Source organism: Ruegeria sp. AM2, from assembly GCF_056540685.1.
The window spans coordinates 122,712-141,837 of record NZ_JBQFXE010000001.1; the positions used below are offsets into that span (position 1 = coordinate 122,712).

Annotated in this window: 22 protein-coding genes and 1 other RNA gene; 10 read left to right on the plus strand and 13 right to left on the minus strand. The window is 55.7% G+C overall.

The window, feature by feature from the left end; translation table 11 throughout:
* From bamA to ACR0CR_RS00715, 12 genes are all read right to left on the minus strand, one after another.
* Entirely contained in the window at positions 1–2,361 is a 2,361-nt protein-coding gene (gene bamA / locus ACR0CR_RS00660) for an outer membrane protein assembly factor BamA (RefSeq protein ID WP_480595801.1), read from the minus strand.
* Between the two features lie 127 nt (positions 2,362–2,488).
* Positions 2,489–2,617: a hypothetical protein gene (locus ACR0CR_RS00665; protein WP_480595803.1), complete on the minus strand. Its 129-nt coding sequence runs from the start codon at positions 2,615–2,617 to the stop codon at positions 2,489–2,491.
* A 90-nt stretch (positions 2,618–2,707) separates the two neighbouring features.
* Positions 2,708–4,060 carry an RIP metalloprotease RseP gene (gene rseP / locus ACR0CR_RS00670; RefSeq protein ID WP_480595804.1) on the minus strand — a complete coding sequence of 451 codons (1,353 nt, stop codon included), beginning with the start codon at positions 4,058–4,060 and terminating at the stop codon, positions 2,708–2,710.
* Between the two features lie 5 nt (positions 4,061–4,065).
* Positions 4,066–5,238, minus strand: coding sequence for a 1-deoxy-D-xylulose-5-phosphate reductoisomerase (gene dxr / locus ACR0CR_RS00675; RefSeq protein ID WP_480595806.1), 1,173 nt, complete (start codon positions 5,236–5,238; stop codon positions 4,066–4,068).
* The gene (locus ACR0CR_RS00680; RefSeq protein WP_480595808.1) at positions 5,238–6,020 is read right to left on the minus strand and encodes a phosphatidate cytidylyltransferase; all 783 of its coding nucleotides are present in this window, start codon (positions 6,018–6,020) and stop codon (positions 5,238–5,240) included. The genes dxr and ACR0CR_RS00680 overlap by 1 nt, the downstream gene beginning before the upstream one ends.
* On the minus strand, positions 6,017–6,748 hold the full coding sequence (gene uppS, locus ACR0CR_RS00685; RefSeq protein WP_480595810.1) for a polyprenyl diphosphate synthase: 732 nt from the start codon (positions 6,746–6,748) through the stop codon (positions 6,017–6,019). The genes ACR0CR_RS00680 and uppS overlap by 4 nt, the downstream gene beginning before the upstream one ends.
* 9 nt (positions 6,749–6,757) lie before the next feature.
* Positions 6,758–7,321: a ribosome recycling factor gene (frr, locus tag ACR0CR_RS00690; RefSeq protein ID WP_480595812.1), complete on the minus strand. Its 564-nt coding sequence runs from the start codon at positions 7,319–7,321 to the stop codon at positions 6,758–6,760.
* A gap of 187 nt (positions 7,322–7,508) precedes the next feature.
* Positions 7,509–8,504: an acryloyl-CoA reductase gene (gene acuI / locus ACR0CR_RS00695; protein WP_480595814.1), complete on the minus strand. Its 996-nt coding sequence runs from the start codon at positions 8,502–8,504 to the stop codon at positions 7,509–7,511.
* A 40-nt stretch (positions 8,505–8,544) separates the two neighbouring features.
* Positions 8,545–9,648 carry a dimethylsulfoniopropionate demethylase gene (locus ACR0CR_RS00700; protein ID WP_480595816.1) on the minus strand — a complete coding sequence of 368 codons (1,104 nt, stop codon included), beginning with the start codon at positions 9,646–9,648 and terminating at the stop codon, positions 8,545–8,547.
* Entirely contained in the window at positions 9,649–10,155 is a 507-nt protein-coding gene (locus ACR0CR_RS00705) for a DinB family protein (RefSeq protein ID WP_480595818.1), read from the minus strand.
* On the minus strand, positions 10,155–10,859 hold the full coding sequence (locus ACR0CR_RS00710) for a DUF1326 domain-containing protein (protein ID WP_480595820.1): 705 nt from the start codon (positions 10,857–10,859) through the stop codon (positions 10,155–10,157). Before ACR0CR_RS00710 ends, ACR0CR_RS00705 begins: the two co-directional genes overlap by 1 nt.
* Before the next feature lie 4 nt (positions 10,860–10,863).
* Positions 10,864–11,655 carry a DUF2182 domain-containing protein gene (locus tag ACR0CR_RS00715; protein ID WP_480595822.1) on the minus strand — a complete coding sequence of 264 codons (792 nt, stop codon included), beginning with the start codon at positions 11,653–11,655 and terminating at the stop codon, positions 10,864–10,866.
* A gap of 88 nt (positions 11,656–11,743) precedes the next feature.
* Here ACR0CR_RS00715 and ACR0CR_RS00720 point away from each other — a divergent pair, with 88 nt between their 5' ends.
* The 7 genes from ACR0CR_RS00720 (at position 11,744) to ACR0CR_RS00750 (ending at position 16,546) form a co-directional block, all read left to right on the plus strand.
* On the plus strand, positions 11,744–12,475 hold the full coding sequence (locus tag ACR0CR_RS00720) for a FadR/GntR family transcriptional regulator (RefSeq protein ID WP_480595824.1): 732 nt from the start codon (positions 11,744–11,746) through the stop codon (positions 12,473–12,475).
* A gap of 63 nt (positions 12,476–12,538) precedes the next feature.
* Entirely contained in the window at positions 12,539–12,901 is a 363-nt protein-coding gene (locus tag ACR0CR_RS00725) for a DUF4345 family protein (RefSeq protein WP_480595826.1), read from the plus strand.
* Positions 12,902–12,937: 36 nt separating this feature from the next.
* Positions 12,938–13,285: a transfer-messenger RNA gene (gene ssrA, locus ACR0CR_RS00730) on the plus strand.
* Positions 13,286–13,384: 99 nt separating this feature from the next.
* Complete coding sequence (locus tag ACR0CR_RS00735) at positions 13,385–13,816, plus strand: ester cyclase (RefSeq protein ID WP_480595828.1); 432 nt, start codon at positions 13,385–13,387, stop codon at positions 13,814–13,816.
* A gap of 129 nt (positions 13,817–13,945) precedes the next feature.
* On the plus strand, positions 13,946–14,758 hold the full coding sequence (locus tag ACR0CR_RS00740) for a chromate resistance protein ChrB domain-containing protein (protein WP_480595830.1): 813 nt from the start codon (positions 13,946–13,948) through the stop codon (positions 14,756–14,758).
* Positions 14,755–16,008: a chromate efflux transporter gene (chrA, locus tag ACR0CR_RS00745; RefSeq protein ID WP_480595832.1), complete on the plus strand. Its 1,254-nt coding sequence runs from the start codon at positions 14,755–14,757 to the stop codon at positions 16,006–16,008. The genes ACR0CR_RS00740 and chrA overlap by 4 nt, the downstream gene beginning before the upstream one ends.
* 76 nt (positions 16,009–16,084) lie before the next feature.
* On the plus strand, positions 16,085–16,546 hold the full coding sequence (locus tag ACR0CR_RS00750) for an SspB family protein (protein WP_480595834.1): 462 nt from the start codon (positions 16,085–16,087) through the stop codon (positions 16,544–16,546).
* Between the two features lie 19 nt (positions 16,547–16,565).
* Here ACR0CR_RS00750 and ACR0CR_RS00755 read toward each other — a convergent pair whose 3' ends face one another.
* Entirely contained in the window at positions 16,566–17,129 is a 564-nt protein-coding gene (locus ACR0CR_RS00755) for a hypothetical protein (protein WP_480595836.1), read from the minus strand.
* 207 nt (positions 17,130–17,336) lie between these two features.
* Here ACR0CR_RS00755 and fumC point away from each other — a divergent pair, with 207 nt between their 5' ends.
* The 3 genes from fumC to ACR0CR_RS00770 are packed head-to-tail and all read left to right on the plus strand — an operon-like array spanning position 17,337 to position 19,125.
* Positions 17,337–18,731: a class II fumarate hydratase gene (fumC, locus tag ACR0CR_RS00760; protein WP_480595838.1), complete on the plus strand. Its 1,395-nt coding sequence runs from the start codon at positions 17,337–17,339 to the stop codon at positions 18,729–18,731.
* Positions 18,731–18,907: a DUF4169 family protein gene (locus tag ACR0CR_RS00765; RefSeq protein ID WP_480595840.1), complete on the plus strand. Its 177-nt coding sequence runs from the start codon at positions 18,731–18,733 to the stop codon at positions 18,905–18,907. The genes fumC and ACR0CR_RS00765 overlap by 1 nt, the downstream gene beginning before the upstream one ends.
* Positions 18,904–19,125, plus strand: a complete 222-nt coding sequence (locus ACR0CR_RS00770) for a ribbon-helix-helix domain-containing protein (RefSeq protein ID WP_480595842.1) — start codon at positions 18,904–18,906, stop codon at positions 19,123–19,125. Before ACR0CR_RS00765 ends, ACR0CR_RS00770 begins: the two co-directional genes overlap by 4 nt.
* Position 19,126 lies beyond the last annotated feature (1 nt).

The following is a 19,126-nucleotide window of genomic DNA, read 5'->3' on the forward strand; positions in this document are numbered from 1 at the left end:
TCAGAACCGAGCCTGAATGGTCAGGTCAAAGTTCTGTTCCTGGTCGAAATCTTCTTTCTTGAGCGCCTGAGAAAAGTTGAACCGCAGAGGGCCAAACGGCGTCTCCCACAGGACCGACACCCCCAGAACGTGACGGATCGACCCGTCCTCGCCAACGATGTTACCACCCGCGGTATTCACATCGTCCAAGTTGTACAGGTTTCCGACGTCATAGAAGACGCCGCCCCGCAAGCCAAGTTCCTCGGGAAGTCCCAGCGGGAAATCGGATTCAAAACGCGCCACCCAATAGTAGTTACCACCGATCGCGTCATCTTGACCGTTCGACAGATCACGGGGACCGATACCAGCGGGCTCAAACCCACGGAACGTGCTGGGGCCAAGAACAAAGCGGTCAAGTGTTCGGCTAAAGTCATTGCCACGCCAGCGCAATGCGCCCATTTCCAATGTCGCCCGCAGAACCACCTCTTCATTCCAGACCCGTTGCTGCGCAATTGCACGGGCAGTTGATTTAATGAACTTATTGTCGCCACCAAGACCGGCCGCGTCTACGCCGACCTCAAAGAGGACACCCGCGTTGGGGTTCAAACCACCAAGCCGGCTGTCGTAAACATAGGACAGTCCGATGCTGTTTGTTGTCCGTTCACCCTGGGCAATTTCCGAGGCGATCACGGCACCGTTCACCTCACCGCTTTGCTGCGTCATCTCGCTCTCTTCCCATCCATAGCGGAGACGGATCGAAGAAAGCTCACCGATGGCGTAGGACAGTTGCGGGGTAAAGAACAGACGCTCGGTGTCGTAGCTTGCAAAGCTCGAGTTTGTGCTTGCTAGTCCAAGACCAAGATCAAAGCGCAGCCTGCGCCCCAAAAGGTAGGGTTCAGTGAAGTTCAGAGTGTACTGCTCTGCATCCTGCGCCGTTGCAATGGTGACGCCGATATTTTGCCCGCGGCCAAGAAAGTTGGATTCATTCAGGCCAATGGCAATCCCGAACCCATCCGAGACCGAGTAACTACCGCCAAGACTTAGTGAACCCGTAGGCTGTTCGGTAACGTCGACATCAACGATAACCTGGCTTGGCGTCGATCCTTCGCGTGTCTCGACATCTGCGACTTCAAAGAACCCCAGCGCACGAATGCGTTCGGCACTCTGGCGAATTTCTCGGGGATTGAACGGGTCACCTTCGACAGTGTCAAACTGACGGCGGATGACGCGGTCCAGAGTGGTTGTGTTGCCTTCGATATCGATACGTTCAACAAAGATCCGGGGACCCTTGGTCAGGACAAACTGTACATCCAGCGTCAGGTCGCGGTCGTTGCGCGTAACGCGCGGCTCTACGCGCAGGAAGTCAACGCCTTGCTTGATGCCAAGCCGCTCCATCCGAGCGATCGAGTTTTCAACCAGCGTCGGTGTATAGATAACGCCCGGCTTGATTTTCAACGCCTCTTGATACGGTGCGGGATCAACACCGGGGATTTCGCTGACGGTCGTGATATTACCGAACGAGAAACGCTGACCTTCAGTGATATTCATCACCAGGAAAAAAGCATCGCGTTCGCGGGTGAATTCAACGTTGGCACTGTTGACGCGGAAATCCACATATCCGCGCGAAAGATAGAAATCGCGTATAACCTGTTTGTCAAACTCGATCCGGTCCGCGATGAATGTATCCCCACGCAGGAAGGTACGCAGGACATTCGCCTGTTTGGTCTCCAGCACACGGCGCAGACGTCTATCCGAATACGCGCGGTTTCCGACAAAACTGACGCGCTCGACCTCAATCGTTGTGCCTTCGGCCACTTCGAAGACCAGATCGACCCGATTGTCGCTGCGGCGGATGATGCGTGGGATGACGGTCGCGGACACGCGACCCTGTGCGGAGTAAATCTGAGCAATCAGATCAGCATCTGCCTCTGCCACTTGCGGAGTAAACACACGCCGTGTTTCAGATGAGATCGCTTCAAGCAGGACATCATCCTTGACGCGTCGGTTGCCCTCGATGCTGATCTTGTTGATCGTTGGGTATTCTTCGACGGAAATGACCAGCGTATTGCCACGCGGCGTCAGCTCGACTGTCTCAAAAACACCACTGTCAAGCAAACGCTGAAAAGCATCATTCAGCTGTCCGGCCGAGACGGTCTGACCCGGTTCGATTCCCGTTCGGGCGATAATGGTCGAGGTTTCGATCCGCCTGTTGCCTTCAACCTCAAAGGCGTTGATCGTGTATTGCTGGGCGCTGGCGAAGCGCGGCAATGCCACCCAACTTATTGCGAATACCAGAAAAAAAAGCGTTAGTGCCTGCCACAAAATATAGGTTCTCGGTCCCTGCGCGCCGCAGAATGTGCCCGTGCCTCTGCTGTCATTCATTTTTTTCTTCACCCAGAAAATTTGGTCTTTATGAGTTGAGTAACGGGATTGCAGAGTCTTGTCAAAAGACCAAAAGCAAGAGCGGACCATTGGACCGCTCACCAACTTTCAGGGATTTCAAATAGAATCAGAGACCGACGAGATAACCGCCCACGGCCAGCGCCAACGCGGTGACGCCAAAACTCAGCAAAGCGTCCCAATTCAGCATGAAGAGGAAGCTGAAGCTACGGTATGACTTCTGTAGCGCATTGGTCATCGGACGGGTTTCCGGTCAAGTTACTCTTACGATCATCTTACCTTTGAATTGAGGCAATTTTGCGTCCTAATCTTGCCTCTATCGCCATAGTCAGCAGAACAAATCGTTGCTGACTGAAAACAGCATAAGCGACAGAATGAGCGTGATGCCAATCCCCATCAACACTTTCAAAGCCTTGTCGCTGGGCGGTTTGCCGGATACGGCCTCGTAGGCGTAGAAAACCAGATGCCCGCCGTCCAGCGCCGGTATTGGGAAAAGGTTCAGCATGCCCACGGCGGTAGAAAGAACCGCAATGAAAAAGATGAAGTTCTGTGCGCCTTGACTGGCCATGGCGCCGGATGTTTCGGCAATACCAATGGGGCCAGAAATATTGCAGGTACTGATCGCACCGGTGATCATATGCCAGATGCCGGACAATGACCCGTCAATGATGCGAATGGTTTGGTTTACACCGCCGGTCAGGGACTCCCAAAACCCAGCAGGAACTGTTGCGGGCTCTAACATCATGCCGCCGACAATACCAATCCGCCAGTGAGTCACAAAGCCACCGTCCGCCTTCGGTTCATCGGTCCGGCGCGGCGCCAGCGCAAATTCAAGCTCTGCCCCGTCGCGCCACACGTCAATCAACAGCACCCGACCATCCGAGCCTTCGACCTTTTCTTTCAACTGAGCAAAGGCGAAAATCGGATCACCGTCGACAGCAGTGATCACATCGCCGGACTTCAATTGAATGTCCATCGCGGCGCTGCGCGGTGTAACTTGTTGAATGAGAGGTGGAAACAGCCACGGCCCAGCGACATCAAGGGTCTGTCCATCCCGGACAACGGTGTAATCAAGCTCAGGTTCTACGGGCAGCGCCGAAGTAAACTCGGACCACGTGATCTGATTGTCGATATCCGGGGTCTCAATCCCCGCAATCGCCACGATTTCGTCTCCGTCCCTCAAGCCCTGTTCCGTGCCCGGCAGCGGGCTGAGCGATCCAACGGTCAATGGCTCACGCGAGACGCCTTGCGACCAAAGGATCAGCCCAAACACGATGATGGACATTGCAAAATTAAAAATCGGCCCGGCGGCTACGGTCGCAGCCCGGGCCCAAAGCGGTGCGCCATGCATCGTTCGGCGCAATTCCTCAGGGCTCTGCTCCGAGATTTCCTCCATCGCGTCGGCATCCTTGCCGGACGCTGCGTTCGCATCACCCAGAAACTTCACATAGCCGCCAAACGGCAACAGCGCGATCTGCCACTTCGTACCGCGTTTGTCATAACGGCTCCACAAAACGGGACCGAAGCCGATGGAAAAGACCTCGGCATGGATGCCTGACCAACGTCCGACGATATAGTGACCATATTCATGCACCGCGACAATGGCCGACAGCGCAATAACAAAGGCCAGTATCGTATAGAGAAGATTGCCGAATTGCGGAATCAGAGAGAGTATGTCCAACGAAATTATCCTGCTCGTTCAAGTACGGCTTCATCGACCCACTTCCGTGCCAGATGGTCCGTTTGAAGCACATTATCAAGGGTCATGGAGGCATCAATAAGGCTATCGGATGACTCAAAACGTTCCAGTACCGAAGAAACGGCATCCGCCATATCAACAAACCGAAGCCTGCGTGCGATAAAGTGGTCCAAAGCCCGTTCCTTGGCGGCGTTGAAAACCGCACCTGACAGGCCTCCACGGTCCATCACTTCGCGCGCCAAACGCAAAGCTGGGTAGCGCGCCTCGTCCGGAGCTTTGAACTGCAATTGCCCAAGCGCGGCGAGATCCAATCGTTTGACCGGCAAATCCTGTCGGTCTGGCCAGCTTAGCGCATAACCAATCGCGTGACGCATATCAGGTTCTCCCAGATGCGCCATGAAAGCTCCGTCATGAAATCCGACCAGTGCGTGAACGATGGATTCGGGATGCACCAGCACTTCGATCTGCGATGGCCGAACCCCGAAGAACTCTTTTGCTTCTATGACTTCCAATGCTTTGTTAAACATCGATGCGCTATCGATTGTGATGCGCTGACCCATTTTCCAGTTTGGGTGGGTCGAGGCCTGTTCAACTGTCGCAGAGGCCAGTTTGTTCAAAGGCCAGTCTCGAAACGCACCGCCACTGGCGGTGATGATGATACGTTCAACCGTTGAGATATCCTCTCCGACCAGGGCCTGAAACACCGCTGAATGCTCGCTGTCTACGGGCAAAAGCCGGGCGTTGTGCGTGGCCGCAGTTTTCAGAACCAATTGTCCGGCACAAACCAAAGTTTCTTTGTTGGCCAAAGCCAAGGTTGCGCCCTGCTTCAAGGCTTCAAGACCCGGTGCAAGACCGGCCGAGCCGACAATGGCAGACATGACCCAATCCGCTGGGCGCGCGCCCGCTTCAATCAAAGCCGCCTGCCCCGCTGCCGCCCGAACGCCAGTCCCCGCCAGCGCATCTCGCAGGTCATCTAACCGGTCATTATACGCCGTAACAGCGATGTCCGCACTCAGGTTAATCGCGTCCTGCGCCAGTTGTTGAATGTTTGCTCCGCCCGTCAGGGCAACCACGTCATATCTTTCAGGGTCCCGCGCAATCAGATCGATGGTGTTCTGGCCAATCGATCCGGTTGATCCGAAAATCGACACTTTGCGCATTAGATATCCCCTGGAGCGTAGACTAGCCCGGCAATCAGGACAAACAGTGACGCCCCCATCATACCATCAAACCGGTCCAGAAACCCGCCGTGGCCCGGGATCAGGTTCGAGCTGTCCTTCACACCAAATTTCCGCTTTGTTGCGCTTTCCACGATATCGCCCGCCTGACTAGCCATTGAAGCAAGGATCGAGATCAAAACGAACGCCACCCCGAACCCGGCGAATGACGCAAACACCGCTCCGACCAATGCAGCAGCGACCCAGCCACCTGCGGTTCCCGACCAGGTCTTTTTCGGGCTGACCTTGGGCCAGAACTTAGGTCCCCCAATGGCTTTACCAACAAAATACCCGGCCACATCTGTCGCAACGACGACCGAGATCAGCCAGACCATCCAGCCGAAGCCCATATTTTCACGAATGGAAATGAAGCCAAGTCCCGCCGCAGCGATCCAGATTGCAAAGAGTGCAAAGGTGACCCGCGCTTGTTTTACCTGCCCCGCTCCTACAAGCGCAGGGGCCAGCAAAAAAGGCAACTTATACAAAGGCGGAAGATGGTAACTGAGTACGACCGCGACGGCCATCAGAATTCCAAGCTGAACCGCAACGCCGGTATTCTGGCGGTCGATCATCCGCACCAGTTCCCATGTCATGAGACCGCAGGCCGCGGCGATGAACGCTTCGAACCAAAGGCCGCCCAGCCAAACCTCGATGGCCCCGATCACAACCAGAACTGCGGCAGACAGAATCCGTGCGGCTAAATCCGACCATCGGCCGTCGCTCATGCCAGAACCGCTCCGTACCGGCGCTCACGCGTTCCGAAGTTTCGGCACAGGCGCTCAAATTCGGCCGCTGTGAAATCTGGCCACAGAGTTTCTATGAACTCGTATTCGGAATAGGCCGATTGCCATAGCAAAAAGTTGGAAATCCGGGCCTCGCCGCTGGTTCGAATGACAAGATCGGGATCGGGCAATACGCGTGTGTCGAGGTATTTCGGAAGTGTTTCCTGATCGACGTCTTCGGGCCGTAGCTTGCCGTCCGCGACATCACGAGCCAGCCTTTTCGTCGCCCGCGCCACCTCGTCTCGACCACCATAATTCAAGGCGACGGTCAGGTGGATCAGATCGTTGTGTTGCGTTTCCTTTTCAAGTGTGTCCATCAAGCCCGTCAGCTTGGAATCCAGACGCACCCGATCACCGATAAAGCGAACCCGAACACCGTTTGCCTTCAGAGTTCGGGTTTCTTTGACGATATAGCGACGGAACAGGCTCATCAAACCAGCGACTTCCACCTGGGTCCGTTTCCAGTTTTCCGTCGAAAATGCAAAAACCGTAAGGTATCTGACCCCAAGGCCCGGACAGGCTTCGACCACTTCGCGCACGCGACGCGCGCCTGCATGGTGACCAAAAAGCCTTGGCCTTCCCCGAGCCTGCGCCCAACGGCCGTTACCGTCCATGATGATGGCGACGTGGCGCGGGCCTACAGCGTTCATATCTTGGGGCGTATTCAGCATGAAACCGGGTTAGACCTGCATTATCTCTGATTGTTTAGTTTCCAACGCTTCGTCGACGGACTTAATAAATTGATCCGTCAAATCCTGCACTTCGGATTCCCAGAATTTCTGATCATCTTCGGACATGCCATCCGCCTTGGCCTTCTTGATTTGGTCCATTCCATCGCGGCGAACGTTGCGGATCGAGACCCGGGCGCTTTCGGCGTATTGACCGGCCACTTTACCCAATTCCCGGCGTCTTTCTTCGTTCAACTCGGGAATGGGCAGCATTATGATCGTGCCGTTAAGCTGAGGGTTGATACCCAAACCACTTTCGCGGATCGCTTTTTCCACCTTGCCGACCAGTGACTTGTCCCAGACATTCACAGTCACCATGCGCGGCTCAGGAACGTTTACTGTGCCAACCTGATTGATCGGAGTCATCGAACCATACGCGTCGACCATCACCGGTTCTAGCATCGAAGCCGAGGCGCGTCCTGTGCGCAAAGATGCAAATTCGGTTCGGAGGTTCGCCATTGCGCCCTCCATACGGCGCTTCAAATCGTCGGTGTCCAATTCGAAATCATCTGACATTCTGCTCACTCCCGGTCTTCAGGTGCTATTCGTTCGGGTCTTACGCCATTGCACTTGGGATGTATAGCAATCATGGGCGCGAATTGTGCCATTGACCAGAACTGTTTCCGGCATTTTTGTGAACTGTTCTAAAAAATGAAGAACCGACCGGCCAGGTTGGACCGGTCGGTTTTGGTTGTCTGCAGGATCAGGCGTTGACGTCTACAACGACACGTCCCTTGACCTGTCCTTTAAGGATGTCTGCACCAAGCTGTGGCAGATCGGACAGCGTGGCCGGATGTACCATTGCTTCAAGCTTGTCCATCGGAAGGTCCGTCGCGATCCGCTTCCACGCGCGGACGCGATTGTCATAGGGCTGCATAACGCTGTCGATCCCCAGCAAGTTCACGCCACGCAACAGGAACGGGATCACCGTCGCAGGAAGAGCCGCGCCGCCAGCCAGACCAACGGCCGAGACCGAGCCGCCGTATTTCATCTGCCCCAGAACACGGGCCAGCATCTCGCCTCCAACAGCGTCCACACAACCTGACCAAGTCTCGCTTTCCAGCGGGCGTTTTGTGGTCTCATTCAATTCATCACGCGGCACAATCGTCGTCGCGCCAAGAGACTTGAGGTAGTCCTCAGTCTCAGGTCGCCCGGTCACTGCGGCGACCTCGTATCCCAAATTGGCGAGGATTGCTGTGGCAACCGAACCAACCCCACCGGCGGCCCCGGTCACGAGAACGGGACCCTGCCCCGGTTTCAGCCCGTGATCCTCAAGCGCCATGACCGCCAGCATTGCTGTGAAACCAGCTGTTCCGACCGCCATGGCCTGACGCGCGTCCAACCCTTCGGGCAGCGGTACCAGCCAATCCGCCTTGGCGTTCGCCTTTTGCGAATAGCCGCCCCAATGCGCTTCTCCAACGCGCCAGCCGGTCAGAACGACCTTGTCGCCCGGCGTGTAACGATCGTCCGAGGATGCCTCGACCGTACCGGCGTAATCGATCCCCGGTATATGCGGATAGGCCCTGACAAGTCCGCCACCTTTTGGCGACATGCACAGGCCGTCCTTGTAGTTCACCGTTGAATACTCCACCGCGACCGTAACGTCCCCTTGCGGCAAATCGTCGGTTGAAAGCTGCTTGACTGTGGCGCTGGCAAGCCCGCTTTCCTCGTCCTTATCCATGACCAAAGCGTTGAACATAATCAATTTCCTTTCGTTGTATTGGCGATTCACCGGAACGTCAGATCCAGAAACTTGACTGGACTTTTGCTTTGCGCGTTCCATCTGGCGTTTCGACTTCAATTTCTGTGCCCGCGTCCCAATGGCTGAGTCTCAGCATTCCGATTGAAACGTTGGTTTCAAAATCCGGGGACCATACCGCTGACGTGACCTGCCCAACCCGCTTGCCATCCACAAAGGCGGGCCAAGGCCGATCGCAGACAGGAACGGCGTCACCTTCAATGGCGATAGGGCGAATTTGCTGCACGGGTCCTTCCTTGGCGACTCGCAACAAGGCGTCACGCCCAATACAGCCTATGGCGGTATGCGTGTTGCAGAACTTGCCCAGCCCGCATTCGTGCGGCGTGTTGTCGTCGGTCATGTCATTGCCGTATGACAACAAACCACCCTCGATGCGCTCAATCAGGTTGGGGCATCCGGCACGGACATTCAGGTCTTCGCCCGCATCAAACAGAGCGTTCCACAGCGGCATGCCGACATCTGCACCCTCGACGTAGATTTCAAAGCCGCCTTGTTTCGAATAGCCAGAACGCGCAATGGCAAGGTCGCGCCCTTCAAACTGGAACATGTCGAATTTGAAGAACCTGATATCGCGGACCCTGTCTCCGAACACACGAGCCATCAGGTCATTCGCCTTGGGACCTTGAATGGCAAGCGGCGAGACGTCCGGTTCGTCGACCAAGACGTCCAAACGGTACCCATTCGCAAGTCCCTTGATCCAATACAGCAAATCGCTGTCAGCAATGGACACCCACCAACGGTCCTCGGACAGTTTGACGGCAACCGGGTCATTCAGCATGCCACCGGTTTCGTCAACGATCGGGACATAATAGCACTGACCGGGCAACATCCCACGCAGATCGCGCGGTGTGAGCATCTGCATCAACCGCGCCGCGTCGGGGCCGCGCAATTCAACCTGTCGCTCGCACGAGACATCCCAGACCTGAACATGCTGTTTGAGATGACGGTAGTCTTCGACCACGCTCTCAAAAACGGTCGGCAGCAACATATGGTTGTAGACCGTAAATGCTTTGACCCCAGCGGCTTCGACGCCATCAGAGAACGGAGTGCGGCGCAATCGACGCGAGACGGATAACTGAGCCACCTAAACCTCCTCGGGCAAAAAGACCAAATCGCTTACCGGGGCAGCCGATCCGCTTTGCGTCAACATCTGATGCAATTGGCCCCTGTGATGCGTTTGATGGTTGAACAAATGGATTATGCATTCTGCGTAATCCCTTGCGACGTTTGTTTCTTTTGCGGCAGAGTACCAAGTGAAACTGCCGGTCAGAGGCGTGTCGCCGAGGCTCTCTGCCCAATCCGTGATGCGCAGATCGATCTGGTCGCGTAGCGGCAGCCACGATGTCAGGTCCGGACAAATCCCGGTGCTATCGGATATGCCTCCGCCCGGACCTGGGCCCTTGTCAAACCGGGACATCCAAATCCAATCTCCCCAAAGCAAGTGATTTGCCGTTCCCATGATTGATCCAAAAAATGCGCCTTGATCCCGCATAAGGGTTTCTGCGGGTAACGCCGTAAGAAAGCCCTTCAACTGACTGTTTTGCCAGTGATTATACCGGGCCATCTGCCGAACAAACGCGCCCGTGATCATCACTTGGGCCCATGCCAGTCGATGGGGCAGATTTCTGCCGATTTGCCGCCGAAATCCCAGACCCGACCATAGTCTCGAACCTTGGACTTTGTGCCGCGTGCAACGATGATGTCGGGACCCATCCAGTATTTTGAGTTCGAAACCATGACCGGATGATCGGGATCTTTCCCGGCAAGCATCTCAACTTCGCCTTGAATTTTGCGCCCGATGGCGATGCGCCGCTTGTTGCCGTCCCGCTCAATCTGAACCGGAGCGCGTTCGGCGCCGATAATGTCGCTGACGAGCATTGTAAACAGCCCGGTCGTGCCGCCTGCCTGTCCGCTGAAGATTTGGAGCAGACCGTTGTACGCTTTGCCGCTGGCGCGTTCGTCTACATAGGCCGCGACCTTCCATTGGCCTTCGCCCATCCGTCCCGGAATATCGACCAACAGACCAACGTTCAGCCCGGACAGATCCTCGCCTTCATAGTGGCCTTCATCAATGATGATCCCCATCCAGGCGTGGCAATGCCCTTCGGTCGGAGGGTGCGCGCCCAGTGAAACCACGCAGGGGCAAAACACATCGCATGAGCAGTTCAGGATCAACTCGCCCTTGATCCCCCATTCGGTCGGGCTCATTTCGCGCCGTTTGGGATTTGGCATGCGGCTGTCAATCCGCTGGCTGATCGGCAACCTGTCGGCCTCCGGTTTTCTGTTCTTTGCCATAGGCTTAACCTCCGTTCATGACAGGATAGATGAGCAATATCAGGCCGCCCGCGATAAGGGCAAACCCCATAGGGCGTGTGATTGCGTGACCGATTTGCGGCAGTTTCTCAAGCACCATGAAAAGGGTCGCAAGCCCCATCCAAAGAAGGCTCATGACGCCGCCGACGAAGCCGAGCGCCATAAACCCCCAGCAACATCCGACGCAAAAGGCCCCAAGTCCCAGCCCCATGCGCATGCCACCGGTAAAGCCGGTTTTCCAGTGGCCCAGAAAATACGTCATTGGGGCGTGGCAGACGCCGTGGCAGACTTCCTTGGCGCGGGTGAATTGAAACGCCCCGACTGCAATCATCAAGCCGCCTGCGATCCAGCCGGATTTGGCGATGCCCAGAATGTCGACTACGTCGCCGAATAGCAGGATCAACTGAATCCCGGTTATTAGCGCCGCAAACCCAACCCAGACTATGAAATACCCGCTGAGGACGCCCAGCCAGCCGGCCCGGCTGCCGTTGGCGCTGTGGATCAGGTCGTCATAGCTGCGCAGCGTGGGAACCAAAGTCGGCAGCATCATCGCCGCCATCATGATCGCCCACATCCAGAACAAAGGCCCGAACTCGGCCATGGGCATATACATGTCCATGCGGGGGTCCATCGCAGCCATCGCCTGCCCCATGGGGCCCGGGCGACCGATCCAGTCCAGATCCATGCTGCGGCTCATTGAGAACATCATCCACCACGCCCAGAGGATCGAGGCGTAGAAGCCCAACCACAGACCGTTGCGTAGAACAGCGCGACTCATCAAGCCCCTCCCGACTCAGTGCTTGCAATTCAAATGTCAGACTTTTAAATGTCAGACAAATAAAAAATGTCTGCTGCAGGCTGTTGCTTTGAAAATTGACCCTCAGAACCCAGCCGATCTTTCGGCCCAAATTGCACAGGCGATCCGCGATGCGATCATATCTGGTCAGTTGATTGTTGATGAGCGTCTGCCTTCGGAGGCTGAGCTTTCAGAGCAGTTCAATGTATCGCGCCCGACGGTGCGCGAGGCGTTGAAGCGGCTTGCCGCGCAGTCTCTGATCCGCACGCAACGCGGCGCGTCGGGCGGTGCATTTGTGAACCGCATCAGTTTTGAAGACGCCTATTCGCAGCAGATTACCACCTCGACGTTGTTGCTTTCGATGAACGCGGTCAGTTTCGACACCGCCTGCGAAGCACGCTTTTCACTGGAAAGGGCCTGTGCCCCATTGGCCGCAAAACGCCGAACTCCGGATCAGTTGGCAACCATGCGGGCCGAGATTTTTCGGCAAGCGCAGCCCGGTTTGACGGATGAGGCGTTTTGCGCCTCGGACGTGGCCTTTCACCGTGCGCTGGTGGACGGTGCGGGAAATCCGGTTCTGTCCTACCAGCTTGCGGGTGCCGTGGAGGCCATGCAGCCCTTGATGAACATGATCACGTTCACAGCGCGGTCGCGGGAACAGATCATCATGCTGCACGGAAAGATTGCTGACGCGCTTGAAGCACGCGACGCTGTGGCCGTGGATGAAGCCCTGTTGGCGCTTGAGGCATATACGCGGGAACTCGCCCTCAACATAGTCGAAAGCAAAAGAAAAAGCGGCTGACCGGCTCTTTTCAATGAAGTTTCGAAATATAGGTTGCAGCTGAGAACTTTAGACGAGGACGCCATGACGACAACCCTGAATGTAATTGCTGCCGTCTTAACCATCGGGTTTGGTCTGTTTGGCTTTTTGGCTCCGGCGTGGACGGCGGCGTCTTTGGACCTTGCGCCGACCAATAGCACGATGGGTCTTAGCGAGATGCGCGCCTCGGTCGGCGGGTTGTTTGTTATCACAGGAATTGCGGTGATTTGGCTGAACGCACCAATGGCATATGCGATGTTGGGTGTGGTGTATCTGGGTGCAGCCACCGGACGTTTCCTGTCCGTCCTTTTGGACAACCCGCCCTTTGTCAAAGCGATCACATTTGGTGGAATCGAGTTGGTTTTGGCTATCTGGCTGATCGCGGCGAACTTGAATAGAGCATCATAGATCGCTGTTAAAAAACAACAATAAGCGCAGCAATCCGGGTTTGCATCCCGTTTCATCCTCACCTATATAAATAGGGTCCTTCGGGACTATGGACATAAACGCGCTCGTAATAAGCGGATCGGACCCGGGGGCGGTACCCGGCGGCTCCACCAACCATCCTTCGTTTGGGGATTTTGGGGCCGAAATAGGATCGACGAACGTCTAAAGGGGTTAGCTTTGTCTCGGCTGTCTGCCACCGTTACCGGCGAAAATAGTACAATTGCAAACGACAATCGTGCTCCGGTTGCAGTTGCTGCGTAAGCAGTAGCAAGACCGAAACTTAAGCCCTTGCGCCTAGCCGCGTAAGGCGGGGTTCGCAGGTACCTGGCAACAGAAACCTGCATTTTCCCCCTTATGTCTGCTTTTCTTGCCGTTTCTTGGCAAAATTTAGAGATTGTTCATTTCTCTGGGCCATTGTCCTGCTTGAAAGACAGGAGGGCCAAGATGACAAATTCTGACAGGCTGAAACAGTGGTATTCCGAAGTTTGGGAAAAGGGCAACACGGACGCGATCGACGACTATTTCGCTCCGGACACCATGGCCGAAGGGTTGATCCCGGAAATGCAGGTCGGTGCCGACGATTTCCGTGATCTGGTCACGGCGTTCCGTCATGTTCTGGGGGAAATCAAAGTCGATTTGCCCAAGATCATCGAGAATGACGATTGGGTCTCGGGCATTCTGCATGTCCGGACTTTTCGTGCCGACAATGGCGCGCCGCTGGAAGTTACGGGTCAGGTTATGGCGCGGTTTCAGGGCGACAAAATGGTCGAAGCTTATAATCAATTCGACTTTGTTTCCCTATTTGAGCAGTTGGGGCAATTTCCCGAGGATACACTGCCGGTTTGCATGACCGGGCAGCGATTGGATTGGGTCTGACACCTAGAATCGCAGGCTTGACCGCCAAGACCCTTTGACGCTAGCAAAGGGTCAAGGGGTTGGCTTGCGAACACCCCGTGAGGCGGCAGCCCAAGTTCGCATGTATCCTATTGGAAAAGGAAACATGCTATGGCTGCCCCTAATGCTATTACGCCGAAACAGTTGTGCCGATTGATCGGAACGCCTCAGGCGCCCGTACTCGTAGATGTGCGCACCGACCCTGACTTTGACGATGATCCTTTTCTGATCCCCTGCGCGGTCAGACGAAATTTTGCGGATATTGAAGGTATTGCCGCGCTTTCAAGGGATAATCGGTGTGTCGTTGTGTGCCAAAAGGGCAAGAAATTAAGTCAGGGTGTCGTCTCCTGGCTGTTAAGTCAGGGGATCAGTGCGGAGTTTCTGGAAGGCGGTATGATGGCGTGGCGTGACACTTCGGACGCGCTAAACGTTCCGTTCCGGGCATTGCCACTAAAGCCCGACGGGACAACCCTGTGGGTCACGCGGCACAGGCCCAAAATTGATCGCCTTGCCTGCCCCTGGCTGATCCGGCGCTTTATCGACCCAGCGGCGCGGTTTCTTTTTGTAGCCCCGACCGAGGTCGAAGCTGTGGCAAAACACTTCGGCGCGATCCCGTTTGACGTTGAAGGCGCGCATTGGGCGCATCGGGGCGAAAACTGTACGTTCGACGCAATGTTGGAAGGGTTTTCCCTGACGACGCCCCCGCTTACGCGCATGGCTGCCATTATTCGGGCGGCTGATACGAACCGTCATGAACTGGCCCCAGAGGCCGCAGGGCTACTTGCCTTTTCAGTGGGGTTGTCTCGTCAATACCGCAATGACCATGCGCAGCTTGAGGCCGGATTGCCACTTTATGATGCGTTGTACCGCTGGGCGCGCGACGGGGTTGATGAACGTCACGATTGGCCAGGTGGTCACCTATGACGGCCCCTTCCCTTCGTGACCTTACCCGTGTCTTCGGCCGGATTGGGGTTTTCTCGTTCGGGGGGCCAGCCGCCCAAATCTCGCTAATGCATGAGGAATTGGTCGAGCGCCGCACTTGGATGGATGAGCAGACATTTCTTAGGGCGCTATCTCTATGCATGCTTTTGCCAGGACCCGAGGCCATGCAACTCGCCACTTATGCGGGTTGGCGGTTGCGCGGCGTGACCGGAGGGCTGATTGCCGGAGCACTTTTCGTCCTTCCCGGTGCATTGGTCATCGCTGTCCTGGTTTCGCTATACGCGGCCTATGGGGCTTTGCCGCTGGTTCAGGCAGGTTTTTTGGGGATCAAGGCAACCGTCATTATCATCGTCCTGCAAGCGCTACGCAATCTGGCACGCAAGGCCATGACAAGTACCGAGCAATGGATGATCGCTGCTCTTGCCTTTCTAGCCATCTTCGTCTTCAACCTGCCGTTTCCGCTGATCATCCTGATCGCGGCGTTTTGGGGGTATTCCAGATCTAGCTATGCAGCAATTGTTCCGGACGCCCCCTCTCCTTCCCTCGCGCGTCCCTTAACAACAGCAGTCGTCTGGCTAACGCTCTGGCTGGCACCGCTGATCGCCCTGCAGCTTTGGGGGCCCGAACTGCTAAGCGACCTTGGATGGTTTTTTGCGCGCCTGGCCGTGGTGACGTTTGGCGGAGCGTATGCTGTTCTGGCCTATATGACTCAGACAGTCGTCGATACCTACCAATGGATCAGCACAGATCAGATGATCGACGCGCTTGGCTTGGCTGAAACAACCCCCGGCCCTTTGATTTTGGTAACCCAATTTGTTGCGATGCTAAGCGGTCAGATTGCCGGTGGCCCTTTGATGGCCCTGTCGGCCGGCTTGGTCGCGCTTTGGGCGACTTTTGTCCCATGTTTTTTGTGGATTTTCCTCGCCGGACCGTATCTTGACCGAATTGCGACGCGTCCTCGACTCAACGCTGCCTTGCAGGGGATCACCGCTGCTGTAGTCGGAGTGATTCTCAACCTTTCTGTGTGGTTTGGGTTGAACGTTCTGTTTGGTCAGGTCTCGGACTGGACAGTGGGGGTCGTCTCGGTGCCGTTGCCCGATGTCTCAACATTGGATGGATCTGCTGTTATTTTGACGGCTGCGGCAGGGCTATTGATTTTCAAACTAAAATCCGGTTTAGCGACCACATTGGCATTGATGCTTTCGGCGGGAATATTGATGCAAGTTTTGTGACCAAGGTCGTCGTAACCAGCCTTTTGTTTCCTTTCGAATCCCTTATGCTGAGTCCAACCACTTTCGAGGATTAAATATGTCGCAAGACATTGACTACGGGAACCTGATGCACGCGGCCATGCGCGGTTTGATACAAACCGTTCTGACGGATGTGGCCAAGAATGGTCTGCCCGGGGCGCACCACTTTTTCATTACTTTCGACACACGTCAGGAAGGTGTGGAGTTGGCCGATTGGCTGCGGGACCGCTATCCAGAAGAGATGACAATTGTCATGCAACACTGGTTCGAAAACCTTGAGGTGGGTGACGATGGATTCGCTATCACACTGAACTTTGGCGACGCGCCCGAGCCGCTTTATGTTCCTTATTTGGCGATCCAGACATTTGTCGATCCGTCTGTGGAATTCGGGCTGCGGTTCGAAAGCCCCGAAGATGAGGACGAGCTGGAGCATCTGACTGAGGAGCAGATCGAGGTCGAACCCGAAGAAGAACCGCAACACGACGCGGATATCGTTTCTTTGGACAGTTTCCGCAAGTAAGCGCAGTCAGCAATCCGGTCTACTGCCTTTCGAGAAACGTCTCGACGGTGCGTGATTTTTCACCGCCACGGAACCTGGAGAAAGATAGCTCCAGTCCGCCATCGGCCAAAGTTCTGTCGAATTGCTGTAACTCATAGTCACCGTTTTGGCCGATAAACAACGAGAAAACCGTCAGCGTTTTCCCATCGATCCGACCCCAGACAAATGGCTCACCTTTCATTGGGTCCAGTGGAACCTCATGTCCAAACACATTGCGCTTCATCGCGGCTGAAAAGACGTCGGGGCGGTCGGAAGTCTGGAAATCAACCGAGTATTTCTCGTCCTTCACACGCCCGTCCAGCTTATAGGTTGTGGTTGACCAACTGATGTTGAAGCCGCCTTTGATCGGATGAATTGAAACGCTCATGTCCCTGGGTGTCGAAGACCCGTCCGCGTCGACGACATTTGCCGATCCCACGTAGTCTCCGACAAAGGGTGTGATATCCGCGGCTAGCGCTGGTAGGGACAACACCGCCGTCCAAACAGCTGCAACTGCGGCTAAGACTAGGGCGTGCAAGGATGAGTCTGGTCGGTTTGCGCGCATCAAAAGTCTCCATCGCTACATAAGGACTATCTTAGACTTAGAACGGCTGGGCACAATGGCACTGTTTTCGCTAACGCGAATAATTTGCGACTCGGGTTGGCCTATACCTTTGATCAGCCTGAGTTTAAGGTGCGCGCAACCGGCCGATTGTACTGCAGCCGCGCTGTGGTTAAACGGCATACAATTGCATACCAGACGGAGTGACAGATGTCTCAGACCCGCACCGAATCCGACAGTTTTGGCCCGCTTGAGGTTCCCGCCGACAAGTATTGGGGCGCGCAGACCCAACGCTCGATCATGAATTTCCCCATCGGGTGGGAGAAACAGCCCGTCGCCATCGTGCGCGCGTTGGGCGTGATCAAGAAAGCCTGCGCAATGGAGAACAAAGCCACCGGTAAATTGGATGGGACAATCGCGGACGCAATCATTCAGGCCGCCGGTGAGGTTATTGACGGCAAATTCGATGACAACTTCCCTCTGGTCGTTTGGCAGACCGGATCGGGCACGCAATCGAACATGAACTCGAATGAGGTCATCGCGAACCGTGCCATCGAGATTTTGGGCGGTGTGATCGGATCGAAGGACCCGGTTCACCCCAATGATCATTGCAACATGGGGCAGTCGTCCAACGACACATTCCCCACCGCCATGCACATTGCCACAGCGATGAGTGTACGGGACGTCCTTTTGCCGGGCATGGAAAAATTGGCCGCCGGGCTTGAGAAAAAAGCAAAAGAATTCAGTGGGATCATCAAGATTGGTCGCACGCATACGCAGGACGCCACGCCTCTGACGCTCGAGCAGGAGTTCGGCGGTTATGCGCACCAGATCCGTCAGGGCATCGCACGAGTCGAAGCCGCCATGCCGGGTATCTACGAGTTGGCGCAGGGCGGTACAGCCGTCGGTACAGGTTTGAACACGCATGATGGCTGGGACCAGGCGGTTGCATCCAACATGGCCGAGATCACCAGCCTGCCCTTTGTTACCGCGCCGAACAAGTTCGAGGCACTGGCCGCCCATGATGCGATGGTGTTCCTGTCCGGGGCGTTGGCGACGATTGCGGGTTCTTGCTACAAGATCGCCAACGACATCCGGTTCTTGGGTTCTGGCCCCCGTTCGGGTTTGGGAGAGCTCATGCTGCCCGAGAACGAACCGGGGTCGTCCATCATGCCGGGCAAAGTCAACCCGACCCAGGCCGAGGCGCTGACTCAGGTCGCGGCCCATGTCATGGGCAACGACGCAGCAATCAAGTTCGCGGGTTCTCAGGGTCATTTTCAGTTGAACGTCTATAACCCGATGATGTCCTACAATTTGTTGCAGTCCATTCAGTTGCTGGGTGACGCGGCTGACAGCTTTACCGAGCGTATGCTGATGGGCATCAAGGCGAACGAGCCACGCATCGAAAAGCTGATGAAGGAATCTCTGATGCTGGTCACGGCGCTGGCTCCGACCATCGGGTACGACAACGCGACCACTGTCGCGAAAACGGCGCATAAGAACGGCACAACCCTCAAGGAAGAGGCGATAGCGCTGGGCTTTGTCGACGAAGAGACATTCGACGCCGTTGTTCGCCCAGAACACATGATTGGCCCCAAAAGCTGATGGGCAAGCCGGTTAATCTGAACCGGTATCGGAAAGAAAAAGCGCGGGCCGCAAAGAAGGCCCGCGCGGATCAGAACGCTGTGAAATTTGGCCGACCCAAAGCTGAAAATGAGGTGGTCAAGCTAGAGCAAGATAGGCAGCGGCGCGACCTCGACAATCATGAGTTGGATGAATGAGCGGGCCTCCGGTCAAAAGGTCCCTGACCTTGCAGGGGCATAGAACGTCCGTCTCGCTTGAGGATGAGTTTTGGTTGGCATTTCGCGAGATCGCCAAAGCAAAGATGCAGCCGATCAATGTCTTGGCCGCCGAAATTGATGCGCAGAGAGACCCCGAAACAGGGTTGGCCTCGGCCATTCGGGTCTTTGTTTTGAACTGGTACCGCGATCCCACCTGAA